Genomic DNA, 14,085 nt, shown 5'->3' on the forward strand with positions numbered 1-14,085 from the left:
CAAGGAAGAAATACGATATGGACAAAATTGCATTTATTGGCCTTGGTAACATGGGTGCGCCTATGGCTAAGAATCTACTCAAAGCGGGCTTGAACGTCGAAGTATTTGATTTGAACCCAAACGCAGTTGAGGAGTTGACCGCATTGGGCGCTTCAAGTGCCGATTCCGTTCAGCAGGCAGTACAAGGTGTTGACGTGGTTGTCACTATGCTGCCAGCGAGCCAACACGTTCAAAGCGTTTATCTTGGTCAAGATGGCATCTTAGATAGCGTCGAATCAGGTACCTTGCTGATTGATTCTTCCACCATCGATCCGGCGACTGCTCGTTTGGTTGGCGAAAAAGCATCGCAACTTGGTATCAGTTTTGTTGATGCACCAGTATCTGGTGGCGTTGCGGGCGCAGCAGCAGGTACGTTAACTTTCATTGTTGGCGGCTCACAAGAGAACTTTGTTCAAGCCAAAGCGGTGCTTAGCCACATGGGTAAAAACATCTTCCATGCAGGCGATGCTGGAGCTGGTCAGGTGGCGAAGATCTGCAATAACATGATGTTGGGCATTTTGATGAGCGGCACCTGTGAAGCACTCAATTTAGGGATGGAAAACGGACTCGATCCCAAAGTGCTTTCCGACATCATGTTGCAAAGTTCAGGGCGTAACTGGGCGCTAGAGCTGTATAACCCTTGTCCAGGTGTGATGGAAAATACGCCTGCAAGCAATGGTTATCAAGGCGGCTTTATGAGCCAGTTAATGGCTAAAGATCTGGGTCTTGCGATGGAAGCGGCGGTTGCCAGTCAAACATCAACGCCAATGGGCAGCTTGGCTCGTAATCTGTTTAATTTTCACAACGGTCAGGGCAACGGGCAAAAAGATTTTTCAAGCTTGTTTGAGTTCTACCAAAAGCAAAATCAGGCCTAAGGAGCGCTTATGGAGTTAGCAAATAAGGTCATTGCGATCACGGGGGCAGGGCAGGGGCTGGGTAAACAAATGGCACTGTCACTGGCGGAAAATGGCGTTCATCTTGCGCTTATCGACCTCAATTCAGATCAACTGGCTGAAACGAAAGCGGAATGTGAATCTCTCGGCGTTACCGCTCGTTTTTATGTGACGAACGTGACTGACGAACAGCAGGTGTGCACTGCTTTTGAGCAAATTGAGGCAGATTTCAAGCAGCTCAATGGCGTTATCAATAACGCAGGTATTATGCGTGATGGTATGTTCATTAAAGTCAAAGATGGTCAGGTTAACACGATGTCGCTGGAACAATTTCAGTCTGTTCTAGATGTGAATGTAACAGGCACTTTCCTGTGTGGCCGTGAAGCGAGCAAGGTAATGCTGAACACCGATAGCAAAGGGGTTCTGATCAACATATCCAGCGTTGCGCGTGCCGGGAATATTGGTCAAACCAACTATTCAGCATCTAAAGCGGCGGTAGCCACCATGGCAACGGTGTGGGCGAAAGAGTTAGGGCGTTTCGGAATTCGCTCAGTGGCGATTGCTCCGGGTGTCATCAAAACTGCCATGACAGACCAAATAAAACCTGAAGCGATGGAACGTTTAATCGGAATGATTCCAGTTGGACGTTTAGGTTTGGCGGATGAAATTTCATCGACCATAAAATACGTGTTAACCAACGAATTCGTGACCGGACGAGTGTTCGAAGTCGATGGCGGAATGCGAATGTAACCCCCTCTGCAACATAAAAAAGGGGAGCGAGTTTGATTGTCCGCTTCCTTCCATTTTCTCCTTTCTTTTATTGCTTCTATCTGAAAAATGTATTGGATGCATGGTCGACTGCTATCTCATCGAACGGTATAAAAATTGATTCTATTTCTAATGTGAATGGTTAGTTCTATATTGCTTGTCATGTAAATGTATCAACTCACAACTAAGACGATCTTTTGTCTCACTAACGAGATCGTCATTCTTGGTGTGTAAAAAACATTCTTATTGGTCATATTGTAACCGAAAACTATTTCGGCATCTAAAGATGGTGATTTATTATTCAGCGCAAAATACATGGGAATATGAGGCTGACTGAATAACCTTCAGTTGTCTTAATAATAAATAATCAGAATTCTCAATTACACTGAAGTAACTACCCATTAGGGAAGAGCAATAATGTCACTATTTCATTCGCTTAGGACGATGCCGCTATTATTGGGGTGTCTGTGTTTTTCTGTTCAGGCCTCCACAGAAAAGGTGGAACAGGAAGGTAAGTTTTTACAGTCGTTAGAAGGCATCGAAAATCAAATTTACGCATTACCTCAGAGTTCTTTAGCTTTGATTGAAGCGTTAGAAGAAGAGTCTTTACTACAAAACCAACCAACAGCGCTGTTGGTGCGTTACTGGCTTGCCAAGGCCACGGTTTTAGAGCTGCTAGGGCGCGTAGAAGAGAGTCAGAGTGTCGTTCAAAAAGGATTGGAGCTTGTGCGTCCACAGAGCCATGAGTATCTCCTGTTTAAGTTGATTCAGATGCGAACTATGGTTGGAAAGAGCGATATCGATACCGCGCTTTCTGCGTTGGATAGCTTGTTGGAAACATCGCGTGAGAATGGTGATAAGCAACTTGAATCAGAAATCCTGTTGCTAAAAGGACGCTATTACGATGAGCAAGGTGAGTTTAAAAAATCCTATGCTGCACTTATGTCGTCCATGGATGCGGCTGAATCTTCAGGTGTTCACGGGCTGGTCGAACGTGCAGCACTAGAGCTAGGTGACGTACTTGTCAAAATTCAGGGTTACGACCGATCTGAGGCGCTTTTGGAACAAGCATATCGCTATTTTAGGGATAGGCGTATGTCGTTCAATGAGTTGTTGAGCGTTTTGACGATAGCGAAACTTCATAAAGCACAGTTCCAATACGAAGAGGCGATAGCGTCATATCAGCGAGCGTTAAAGCTGGCTCAAATTATCGGTGATGGACGCTTTAGATTTCGAGTTAACCTTGAACTTGCAGCTTTATATCGCGAGACGAATCAAGAAAAGAAGATGGTTAACCACTTGAAGCTGGCGGAGAATTTACAGTACAGAGAAACGTCTAGCGCGTATTTGGCAACATTTAAGTTGTTACAAGCCGAATATATGTTAGAGCAGCAGCAATTTGAAATACTTTTAGCGATGATCGCACCAATGCTGCCGGAGATTATAGATAGTCGATACGTCAAGCAACAGCAAATGGAGCTACTAAAAGTCGCCGCTATGGCCTATGCGGGAAGCAATGACTTTAAACTAGCATTCGAAACTTACGGTAACTATCACGATAAATTTATCCAATTTAGCAATCAAAGAGAAGTTGAAAATCTTGAGCGCCAGCAGACGTTATTTGAGTTGGAACGACTTGAATATGAAAACGAAGATCTCAATTGGAACAATGTGTTGCAGCGTATGGAGCTAGAAAATAACCGTCGTACTTTTTACTTATTGGGTGAAGCGCTACTTGCGCTCATCGGTGTTCTATTTTTGATGGCGGTAGTATTTCTCGTCGTCAATCGCTCGCGTTTGAGAATGCGTCGCCTCGCAAAGACAGACACATTGACAGGGTTGTTCAATCGCCGTTTTTTAGAGGACTGGTTCACTAAACCAGTAGAAGTGAGGCGTGAGCGAAAAGAGAAACCGGTACCTCAATCTAAGCAAGAAAAGATACAACACTTTGTTTTTGAGCAAGTCGAGCAAGTTAAGTACGGTTATCTAGCTTTAAATAAATGGGTAGATAGCAAACTCGATAAACAGAAAATGGTGCCAAATAAACCACAATCGGGGCCAGTAACTTTAGCGTTAATCGATGTGGATTATTTCAAGCAGGTAAATGATACCTATGGGCATGTGTTTGGAGATACCGTACTAACGGGCGTTGCCAAAGTGTTGGAGGAAACTGTACGTGAGAACGACATTGTTGCTCGCTTTGGTGGTGAAGAGTTTGTTGTTGTTATGCCCAATACAGACCATAAAAACGCCCTTATTACTGCAGAACGTTTACGTAGCGCTTTATCCCTACATGGCTTTGTTACGGAACAGAAAGAAGAAGTGAGAGTGACCTGTAGTTTTGGAGTCGTTACCACTGAAGATAATGAGATGAGTTTTAAATCACTTTGCGATCAGGCCGATAAATTGCTTTATCAAGCGAAAGCGAACGGACGCAACTGCGTGAAAGGTCGCTCGCTAGCGTAACAGAAATCAAAAGTTCAGGCTCATCGCACGATGAATCTGAACTTATCCCTCCCATTTACTTTGATAGCCAAGTGACTTTGAGATCCTTGCTTCGAATATAAAACGCTGAATCTAACATCTTAAAGTCACTTGGCGATATTACTTAAAAATGGCTTAAGGATATCGAATCGCATATTCATGGCGTTCAATATAACCTCTCTTTTTGCCTTCTTCACCTTCAAAGTGCGAATGCCACTTGTGTCTACAAAACTATAACAAACTAGTGTGTCTATTCTTTGTACAAATAAACCGTGTACAGGTGAAATGATTAGTGGTCGATATAAATTTTTTGTGGCACAGATTTTTGTTGTTCAAAAATCAACTCGCTCATCATCGTTTTAAAAATGGATAAATGGTTAAGTATTTGATTTTGTTTTACTTATTTATTTGTTCTTAAACTAAAATCTAGTTATCCCGACAAGTTCTTGCTGAGCAATTTTTCGTACACCCTCAACTTTTCATCCTTTTTTACTAACATTTTTCTTTAAAAATAATTTGAGTTCGAATTAATTTTCAGGCATTTTATATTTAACTAACCGTTCAATTAAAAATAACAGGGACGCAAAATGCCAAAGGTGGGGATGCCTGAAATCAGAAAACCGCAGCTTGTGAAAGCGACAATGTCGGTGATTGATAGAGTCGGTTTACACGCGGCGAGTATTTCGTTAATCAGCAAAGAAGCCGGTGTATCAACGGGGATTATCAACCACTATTTCGGTGGTAAGCACGGATTGCTGGAGGAAACGATGCGCGAAATATTGCGTCAGCTTTCGTCCACTATCACACAGAAGTTACGTGAGCTGCCAAGTGATGCTCATCACCAAAGAATTAACGCCATCATTGACGGTAACTTTGTCGGCTATCAGGCAGAAAACCAAGTTGCTAAGACTTGGCTGGCGTTTTGGTCGTACTCAATGCATGACGAGCAGCTCAAGCGTTTACAGCGTGTCAACGAACGACGTCTATTGTCCCACCTAAGAAAAGAACTCAAAGCATTATTAAATGCAGAGCAGGCTGAATTGGTTGCTCATGGTATTGCATCACTTATTGATGGAATTTGGCTGCGCGGAACGCTCAACCCGCAAGGCATTGATGCAGAAAGAGCGAGAATCATCATCAACGATTATCTCGACAAACAACTTACGTTTTATTCTGAAAAAATATAAAAGTTACAGGTCTTCAAAATGGAAATGAAAGCACACTATATCAATGGTGCGATGTACGACGGGTGTTCAGATGAACACTTCACCACTTACAATCCGGCGAATGGTGAGCCATTGGCCAACATTAAACAAGCGAACCAAGACGATCTTCAAGCAGCGATTGAATCGGCAAAGAAAGGTTTTGCTGCATGGTCGGCGATGACTGCGATTGAGCGCAGCCGTATTTTACACAAAGCCGTTGCCATTTTACGTGAGCGTAATGACGAACTGGCTGCATTGGAAGTGGCAGATACTGGTAAGCCCATTCAAGAAGCTATCGCGGTTGATGTCACAACAGGTGCCGATGTTCTTGAGTACTATGCTGGCCTTGCTCCAAGTCTACAAGGTGAACAGCAGCCACTCAGCGACGATCAGTTTTTCTATACACGTCGTGAGCCATTGGGCATTTGCGCGGGTATTGGCGCTTGGAATTATCCAATTCAAATTGCGATGTGGAAATCGGCGCCAGCACTGGCTGCGGGCAACGCAATGATCTTCAAGCCATCAGAAGAAACACCATTAACGGCGCTTAAGCTCGCCGAAATTTATTCAGAAGCGGGCATGCCAGATGGCGTATTTAATGTCGTGCAAGGAGATTACCGAGTAGGACAGATGCTAACGGCGCATCCTGATATCGCAAAAGTGTCATTCACGGGTGAGTCAAGCACCGGTAAAGTCGTCATGAGTGACAGCGCTAAGACACTAAAACAAGTAACGATGGAGCTTGGTGGTAAGTCTCCACTGATTATTTTTGATGATGCGAAGTTAAACGATGCCGTTTCTGCGGCCATGGTGGCGAACTTCTACACCCAAGGTGAAGTTTGTACGCACGGTACACGCGTATTTGTCCATGAAGGTATTTATGACGACTTTATCGCACAACTTAAAGCCCGAACCGAGCTGTTAGTCGTCGGCGATCCGCTTGATGAGAACACGCAGATTGGCGCGCTAATCTCTAAAGATCATGAATCGAAAGTTCTAGGAGCGATTGAAGCCGCGAAAGCGAGTGGCGCGACGTTACTGACTGGCGGCTACAAAGTAACAGACAATGGCCTAGCTAATGGTAACTTTGTTGCTCCAACCGTATTTGTTGATTGCGATGATGATATGAGCCACGTTCAACAAGAAATCTTTGGCCCGGTAATGTCAGTTCTGAAATTCCGCGATGAGTCGGAAGTGATTGCGCGTGCAAATGGCACCGATTATGGCTTAGCGGCAGGTGTATTTACTCAAAACCTATCTCGTGCGCATCGTGTGATCCACCAAATTCAAGCGGGTATTTGTTGGGTTAACACATGGGGTGACTCACCTGCGGAAATGCCAGTTGGCGGCTACAAGCAATCAGGTGTTGGCCGTGAAAACGGAGTCGAAACCCTTAAACATTACACGCAAACGAAGAGTGTTCTGGTTCAGCTAAGCGACTTCGAAAGCCCTTACAAATGATACTACTCATAGTAGATAACTGACCACTTTAGCTTGTTAAAATGCTCGATAACTACGTTGTCAATTTTGATTGTAGGTTAACTACTTATCAAAATTTCCGCCTTGTTCTCAAGCATTTTTCCTACGCTAATTTCGCTCACTTATCTACGGTGATGAGTATTAACTCCTAGGAGAATAAAAATGCAACAACACTACGATTACATCATCGTCGGTGCGGGTTCGGCCGGCTGTGTGTTAGCGGATCGCTTAAGTGAAAGTGGTCAAAATTCGGTCCTATTACTCGAAGCGGGTGGGTCGGATAAAAGTATTTTTATCCAAATGCCAACAGCGCTTTCTTACCCGATGAACACTGAAAAATACGCGTGGCAGTTTGAGACGGTTGAAGAGCAAGGGTTGGATGGTCGCCAACTTCATTGCCCTCGCGGAAAAGTTCTGGGCGGTAGCTCGTCTATCAACGGCATGGTTTACGTTCGCGGACACGCTTGTGACTTTGACCAGTGGGAAGAGGAAGGCGCGAAAGGCTGGAACTATCAGTCGTGTTTGCCTTATTTCCGTAAAGCAGAGTCTTGGATTGGTGGTGCTGATGAATATCGGGGCGATCACGGTCCAGTCGGCACATGTAACGGCAACGATATGAAGCTCAACCCGCTGTACCAAGCTTTTATTGATGCAGGCAAAGAAGCGGGTTACCCAGAAACAAAAGATTACAACGGTTATCAACAAGAGGGCTTTGGCCCAATGCATATGACCGTCGACAAAGGCGTACGCGCTTCGACCTCTAATGCATACTTAAGCCGTGCTAAAAAACGCAAAAACTTCACCCTAATGAAGAGGGTGACGGTTCATCGAGTTTTATTAGAAGAAACTGGTGCAGAAGGCAAGAAAGCGGTAGGCGTTGAATTTGAAAAGTCAGGTTCAATTCAGCAATGTTTTGCGAATAATGAAGTGATTTCGAGTGCGGGTTCGGTTGGCTCCGTTCAGCTGTTGCAGCTTTCAGGCATTGGCCCTAAGGCAGTATTAGAAAAAGCGGGCATTGAGGTGAAACACTCGTTGGAGGGGGTAGGTAAAAACCTGCAAGATCACTTAGAAGTGTACTTCCAATATCACTGTAAGCAACCTATCACGCTCAACAGCAAATTAGGTTTGGTGAGCAAGGGCTTGATTGGTACTGAGTGGATATTAACTCGCAAAGGCCTTGGTGCTACTAACCACTTTGAATCGTGTGCGTTTATCCGCTCTCGTGAAGGACTAAAGTGGCCAAATATTCAATATCACTTCTTGCCAGCGGCAATGCGCTATGACGGGCAAGCTGCTTTTGATGGTCATGGTTTCCAAGTGCACGTCGGACCTAACAAGCCAGAAAGTCGCGGGTCGGTCGAAGTTGTCTCTGCGAATCCGAATGATAAGCCGAAGATTGAGTTTAACTACATTTCCACTGAACAAGATAAGCAGGATTGGCGTGATTGTATTCGCCTTACTCGCGAGATCCTCAATCAGCCAGCCATGGATGAGTTTCGTGGGGACGAGATCCAACCCGGTCTGAACATCACAACGGATGAACAGATTGATGAATGGGTGAAGCAAAACGTCGAGAGTGCTTACCATCCATCTTGTACCTGCAAAATGGGCGCAGATAATGACCCATTAGCCGTCTTAAATGAGCGATGCCAAGTACGCGGTATTCAAGGCTTGCGTGTGGTGGACTCTTCTATTTTCCCAACCATTCCGAACGGTAATTTAAATGCGCCAACGATTATGGTGGCAGAACGCGCCGCGGATATGATTTTGGATAACGCCCTAGAAACGTCGAACAACGTACCAGTTTGGATTGCACCGGACTGGCAAGAGATGCAACGAATGCATCCGCCAAAAAGAGATCTCGATTCGATCTCATAAAATGAAAAAATCAGTAATCATTACAAGGAATTCAACATGTCTAAGATGACAAAAATCTTCTCAACAATTGCACTAAGTACTTTAGCAACAGGCGCTTACGCCAACCAATGTGAAACGGTTCGTTTCGCAGATGTAGGTTGGACTGACATCACTGCGACCACTGCCGTTACATCAGAGTTACTTAAAGGGTTGGGGTACAAAACGAAGACTGATCTTCTGTCTGTGCCTGTAACTTACTCCTCTATGGCTAATGGCGATATCGACATTTTCTTAGGTAACTGGATGCCAACGATGGAAGGTGATATCGCGAAATACCGTGATGCAGGTACCGTTGAAACCGTACGCGCGAACCTCGTTGGCGCAAAATACACGCTAGCGGTTCCAAAATACGTTTATGACGCAGGCGTGACCAACTTCGCTGACCTAGTAAAACATGCCGACAAATTTAAAGACCGCATTTACGGCATTGAACCAGGAAACGATGGCAACCGCTTAATTCAGTCAATGATTGATAGCAACGCATTCGGCCTAAAAGATTTCAGCCTAGTTGAGTCCAGTGAAGCTGGCATGGTGTCTCAAGTATCACGTGCCGCACGCCGCAATCAATGGATTGTGTACCTAGGTTGGGCGCCGCACCCAATGAATAGTAACGTTGAAATGGAATATCTAGCGGGTGGTGATGACTTCTTCGGTCCTAACTACGGCGGCGCGAACGTCTACACAAACGTACGTAAAAATTACCTCGCTGAGTGTCCAAATGTAGGTCAGCTAGTGAAAAATCTAGAGTTTAACCTAGAAATGGAAAATGAACTGATGGAAGCGATTCTTAACCAGAAACAGAAGCCATCAAAAGCAGCGCAAGCATGGTTGAATGCAAACCAAGAGCAAATTGAAGCGTGGCTAGAGGGCGTGAAAACGGTAGATGGCCAAGATGCGCTAACAGCTATTACAAACTACTTAAAAACAAACGCTTAATAAGCAGTATTTGAGCTCGTTTTTTTAAAAGAAAGTGGGCAGAGTTTTGCCCGCTTCATTAACACAAAGGTTTTATTTTGAATTTTATTACGGACAACAAACTACCGTTGGGCCAATGGATGGAAACTGGCGTCGATTGGTTAACCATCAATGCATCGGGTTTTTTCGATGCAATCTCTATTACACTTGAAACGATCATTCTTTTCGTGGTGGACATTTTTAAATGGATGCCACCTGCAGCGCCAATCATTATGACGGCGGCAATTGCTTGGTTCTTACATCGCAGCATTCCTCTTGTCGTATTTATCGTGTTGGCCTTACTTGCAATTCTCAACCTTGGTTACTGGCAAGAAATGCTGGAAACCTTTGTCCTTGTGTTTGCAGCGACAACGATTTCCGTATTAATTGGCGTGCCGTTGGGCATTATGGCGGCGCACCGTCCTTGGTTATACACCTTGTTGCGGCCAATACTCGATTTGATGCAGACCGTACCGACATTCGTTTACCTAATTCCAACCTTGGTTCTGTTTGGCTTAGGTATTGTCCCTGGTCTAATCTCGACCATCATTTTCGCTATCGCTGCGCCAATTCGATTGACGTACCTCGGCATTATTAAAGTGCCGGAGGAGCTACTTGAAGCGGGTAAAGCATTTGGTGCCAGCCGCATGAAGCTACTGTTTAAGGTGGAGTTACCTGCGGCATTGCCAAGTATTATGGCTGGCGTTACGCAATGTATTATGTTGTCTTTGTCTATGGTTGTCATTGCGGCGCTTGTTGGTGCTGATGGGCTTGGTAAGCCAGTCGTACGTGCACTGAATACGGTAAACATTTCACAAGGTTTTGAAGCGGGTTTAGCGATTGTACTCGTTGCCATCATTCTTGATCGCTTGTGTAAAGCACCAAACCAGAAGGAGGCATAATCATGGACGCTATTACTATTAAAAATCTTGATGTCGTTTTTGGTCAGCAACAAGCACAGGCGCTAGCACTACTAGATCAAGGGAAGTCTCGACAAGAAATCATTGATGAAACTGGCCAAGTGGTTGGGGTTGATAATGTTTCGCTGAACGTGAAACAGGGTGAGATCTGTGTCTTGATGGGGCTTTCGGGCTCGGGTAAATCAAGTTTGCTGCGAACGGTTAACGGATTGAACGATATTTCTCGTGGCTCTCTGAAAATCAAAGATGGCGACGATATGGTTGAGCTCTCTAACTGTGACGAACAGAAGCTGCGCCACCTTCGTACGCACCGCGTGTCCATGGTGTTTCAGAAGTTTGCATTGATGCCATGGTTAACGGTGTTAGACAATGTAGCGTTTGGTCTAGAGATGCAAGGCATTGGTAAAGCTGAGCGCCGTAAAAAAGCGCGTGAACAGCTCGAAATGGTCGGTTTATCTGAGTGGGAAACGAAATTCCCGCACGAGCTCTCTGGTGGTATGCAGCAGCGTGTTGGCCTAGCGCGAGCGTTCGCGATGGACACAGATATCTTGTTAATGGATGAGCCGTTTTCAGCGCTTGACCCATTGATTCGTGCTCAGCTTCAAGATGAATTGATTCTGCTGCAAGAAAAGCTAAACAAAACCATTCTTTTTGTGAGTCACGACTTGGATGAGGCGCTTAAAATCGGCAACAACATCGCCATTATGGAATCAGGAAAGCTGATTCAACATGGCAAGCCAGAACAGATCATTCTTGCTCCAGAAAACGATTATGTGGCGGACTTTGTTGCTCACACTAATCCATTAAATGTGCTGAAGGGACGTTCCTTAATGCGTGACGATTTGGTTCGCGAAGATACGCGTGTTCTGATTTGCCCTGACAAAGATATTTGGGTGATACAAGAGAGCAAGGGGTTAAGTTTAGCGGATAAAGATAAATCGTTGATTCAATGGAAGAGCGGCTCTTCGAACCTTGACGAAGTTAATGAAAACTCTCTGGTTCAGGTTAGCCCAGAAATCAGTATGCGAGAAGCGATTGAACTTAAACAGCGTAGCAATCAACCTCTGCTTATGGTTGAAGATAATAAACTGGTTGGTGTGTTGAGCGACAATGAGCTTTACGATGCATTGCTTGGTAATTTTAAGTCAGAGCAAGTTGCGTAAAGTTGACGCAGAACCAAGTAAAAAAGAGCCGCATTAATGTGCGGCTCTTTTTAGTTTAAACAATGATTTAAGTCGCTAAGCTAAGACAATGGTCGACTATAGAGTCGTAATTACGTCATCCATTGCAAGGCGCGCTTTTGGAAGACCATGATTATAATCTTCCCCATCTTTATGGTAGCCAATCGCTAGCGCAACTTCACAGATATGGCCCTCGAGCTCTTCTTTAAACTCTTCTCCAATCAGAGCAGGATCGACACCTTCCATCGGTGTTGAGTCAATGCCTAGTCGTGCCAATGTGTGTAGTAGGTTACCTAGTGCCAAATAGACTTGTGCTTTTGTCCAGCTTCCGTTGAAGCCATTTTCGTCCGTATTTGCATCGGCAAAAGCGTAAGCACCCATAAAGTTGTTGTACATCTCCGCTGGCAAGTGGCCAGATGTTACTTCTGCATCCACACGCTTCGCAAATTTCTCTTTAGTAAATTTAGGATCGTAAGCAAACAGAATCGTATGTGATGCGGCTTTCGCGTGTGGTTGGTTAAACTGATGCATATTTGCAAACGTATTGTGGAAACGTTGCTTCGCTTCATCACTTTCAATAACGATGAATTTCCATGGTTGTGAGTTGATAGAAGACGCCGACAAACGCAGTGCTTCTTTGATTATCGCCATGTCTTCTTGAGAAACGCGCTTGGTTTCATCATATTTTTTTGCAGTGTAACGGTTATTTAGATCGGTAATGATTTGATGGGACACGTTTATATCCTCTTTATGTGATGACAGATGAGGATGCACTAGCATCGACAACCATGCGTACCTCGAATATGGGTTCATGATAATGGATATTTTTTCATTGATAAGAGGGTGTTTATTTAAATCACTTTTTACTTTTTGTTGAAAATCGATGTGAGTTGATCGATTTGAAACTTAAAAGTCCTTATTTGGAAGCTTTTATTTGATATTAAATTAAACTCATATTGAGGCGTAGGGGAAAGCAACATGAACGTGATTGAAGTTTTTAATGATAGCTATGAACGTTGTACTTCAGATCAGGAGTTTTTCGACTTGTTCTACAAAAATTTATGGTCGAAAAGTGCCAACTTTAGACAGAAGTTTGACGGTATAGACATGCACCAACAAGTGAGAATGCTTAGAGGGTCTATCGTATTTTTTATGATGGCAGATACCTCGACCGAAGCGCACAAAATGGTGGAAAAGTATGGGAAAAAGCATGCAAGTGCAGATATTGGTATAGAGCCGCAGGATTTTGATGTTTGGCTTGAGAGTTTGTTAGAAACGGTTCGACAGTGTGATTCCGGGTACGATGCCGATGTTGAAACCGCTTGGCGAACATGCTTTAAAACGGGCTTAGAAGTAATGAAACAAGAATGTGATAAAGAAGATGGGCACATCCTTAAAGCGAGTACCAAATAAGGAAGTAACGTGAGTGGTCGTTACTTCCTAGGGGCAGAATCTTACTTATCTTGTGTCTCTTTATTCTTTTTCACCGCTTCGGCGATATCACTGACAGCTTCGACAAGATTGATCGGCATTGGAAAAATAATAGTGGATGTTTTGTCTGTAGTGATTTCAGTGAGTGTCTGCATGTAACGTAATTGCAGTGCATTCGGTGCTTCGTTGAGCATTTGCGCTGCTTCTTTTAATTTATTTGAAGCCTCTAACTCACCAGTAGCGTGAATGATCTTCGCCCTACGGTTACGTTCTGCTTCTGCCTGACGGGCTAGGGCTCTGACCATGCTGTCATTTAAATCAACATGTTTGACTTCAACCGTAGCAATCTTGATTCCCCAGTCATCAGTCTGTTGATCGAGAATGGATTGTAAATCCTTATTGAGGCGTTCTCGCTCTGATAGCAATTCATCGAGTTCATGCTGACCCAATACCGAGCGCAGCGTGGTTTGTGCTAACTGGCTGGTGGCATCGCTGTAGCTTTCAATATTGTTAATCGCCATTTGAGGATCGACTACGCGAAAATAAACGACCGCGTTGACGCGCACAGAAACGTTATCTTTGGTAATTAAATCTTGTGTCGGCACATCCAAAACGACAGTACGTAAATCAACCCTCACCATTTGCTGAATAAATGGGATAAGGATGATCAAACCAGGTCCTTTGACTTCTTGAAATCGACCAAGAAAGAACACAACCCCACGTTCGTATTCTCTCAAAACCTTGAACATTTGGGTCGCTAGTGCGAACAGCAGCACCACGATCACCGCAACGGTATAGAGCATCATAAAGCGCC

The 14,085-nt window shown here is 44.3% G+C and carries 12 protein-coding genes; 10 read left to right on the forward strand and 2 right to left on the reverse strand.

Going from position 1 to position 14,085, the window contains the following annotated elements:
* The first annotated feature begins 17 nt into the window (after positions 1 to 17).
* The 9 genes from mmsB (at position 18) to choV (ending at position 11,822) form a co-directional block, all read left to right on the forward strand.
* Positions 18 to 914, forward strand: coding sequence for a 3-hydroxyisobutyrate dehydrogenase (mmsB, locus tag R7Z47_RS06280; RefSeq protein WP_053307601.1), 897 nt, complete (start codon positions 18 to 20; stop codon positions 912 to 914).
* A 9-nt stretch (positions 915 to 923) separates the two neighbouring features.
* Entirely contained in the window at positions 924 to 1,682 is a 759-nt protein-coding gene (locus tag R7Z47_RS06285; RefSeq protein WP_005373217.1) for an SDR family oxidoreductase, read from the forward strand.
* A 462-nt stretch (positions 1,683 to 2,144) separates the two neighbouring features.
* Positions 2,145 to 4,166 carry a diguanylate cyclase gene (locus tag R7Z47_RS06290; protein ID WP_395234088.1) on the forward strand — a complete coding sequence of 674 codons (2,022 nt, stop codon included), beginning with the start codon at positions 2,145 to 2,147 and terminating at the stop codon, positions 4,164 to 4,166.
* A gap of 605 nt (positions 4,167 to 4,771) precedes the next feature.
* Complete coding sequence (gene betI, locus R7Z47_RS06295; protein WP_005392557.1) at positions 4,772 to 5,371, forward strand: transcriptional regulator BetI; 600 nt, start codon at positions 4,772 to 4,774, stop codon at positions 5,369 to 5,371.
* An 18-nt stretch (positions 5,372 to 5,389) separates the two neighbouring features.
* Positions 5,390 to 6,850 (forward strand): betaine-aldehyde dehydrogenase, encoded by a 1,461-nt coding sequence (gene betB / locus R7Z47_RS06300; protein ID WP_171343168.1) that lies wholly within the window; start codon positions 5,390 to 5,392, stop codon positions 6,848 to 6,850.
* Between the two features lie 180 nt (positions 6,851 to 7,030).
* Positions 7,031 to 8,746, forward strand: a complete 1,716-nt coding sequence (gene betA / locus R7Z47_RS06305; RefSeq protein ID WP_005373209.1) for a choline dehydrogenase — start codon at positions 7,031 to 7,033, stop codon at positions 8,744 to 8,746.
* Positions 8,747 to 8,782: 36 nt separating this feature from the next.
* Positions 8,783 to 9,721 (forward strand): choline ABC transporter substrate-binding protein, encoded by a 939-nt coding sequence (locus R7Z47_RS06310; RefSeq protein ID WP_005382646.1) that lies wholly within the window; start codon positions 8,783 to 8,785, stop codon positions 9,719 to 9,721.
* 77 nt (positions 9,722 to 9,798) lie between these two features.
* On the forward strand, positions 9,799 to 10,641 hold the full coding sequence (gene choW, locus R7Z47_RS06315) for a choline ABC transporter permease subunit (protein WP_005392552.1): 843 nt from the start codon (positions 9,799 to 9,801) through the stop codon (positions 10,639 to 10,641).
* A 2-nt stretch (positions 10,642 to 10,643) separates the two neighbouring features.
* On the forward strand, positions 10,644 to 11,822 hold the full coding sequence (gene choV / locus R7Z47_RS06320) for a choline ABC transporter ATP-binding protein (RefSeq protein ID WP_256902738.1): 1,179 nt from the start codon (positions 10,644 to 10,646) through the stop codon (positions 11,820 to 11,822).
* Between the two features lie 96 nt (positions 11,823 to 11,918).
* Here choV and R7Z47_RS06325 read toward each other — a convergent pair whose 3' ends face one another.
* Complete coding sequence (locus tag R7Z47_RS06325) at positions 11,919 to 12,575, reverse strand: NAD(P)H-dependent oxidoreductase (RefSeq protein WP_064376638.1); 657 nt, start codon at positions 12,573 to 12,575, stop codon at positions 11,919 to 11,921.
* A gap of 243 nt (positions 12,576 to 12,818) precedes the next feature.
* On the opposite strand from R7Z47_RS06325, the gene R7Z47_RS06330 reads away from it, so the two are divergent.
* Positions 12,819 to 13,253 carry a globin gene (locus R7Z47_RS06330; protein WP_017633662.1) on the forward strand — a complete coding sequence of 145 codons (435 nt, stop codon included), beginning with the start codon at positions 12,819 to 12,821 and terminating at the stop codon, positions 13,251 to 13,253.
* 41 nt (positions 13,254 to 13,294) lie between these two features.
* Here the strand turns inward: R7Z47_RS06330 and R7Z47_RS06335 are convergent, their stop codons facing one another.
* Positions 13,295 to 14,077 (reverse strand): slipin family protein, encoded by a 783-nt coding sequence (locus R7Z47_RS06335; RefSeq protein WP_005373196.1) that lies wholly within the window; start codon positions 14,075 to 14,077, stop codon positions 13,295 to 13,297.
* Positions 14,078 to 14,085 lie beyond the last annotated feature (8 nt).

Origin of the sequence: Vibrio sp. 1641, from assembly GCF_033339995.1 — a bacterium.
GTDB classification, from domain to species: Bacteria; Pseudomonadota; Gammaproteobacteria; order Enterobacterales; family Vibrionaceae; genus Vibrio; species Vibrio alginolyticus.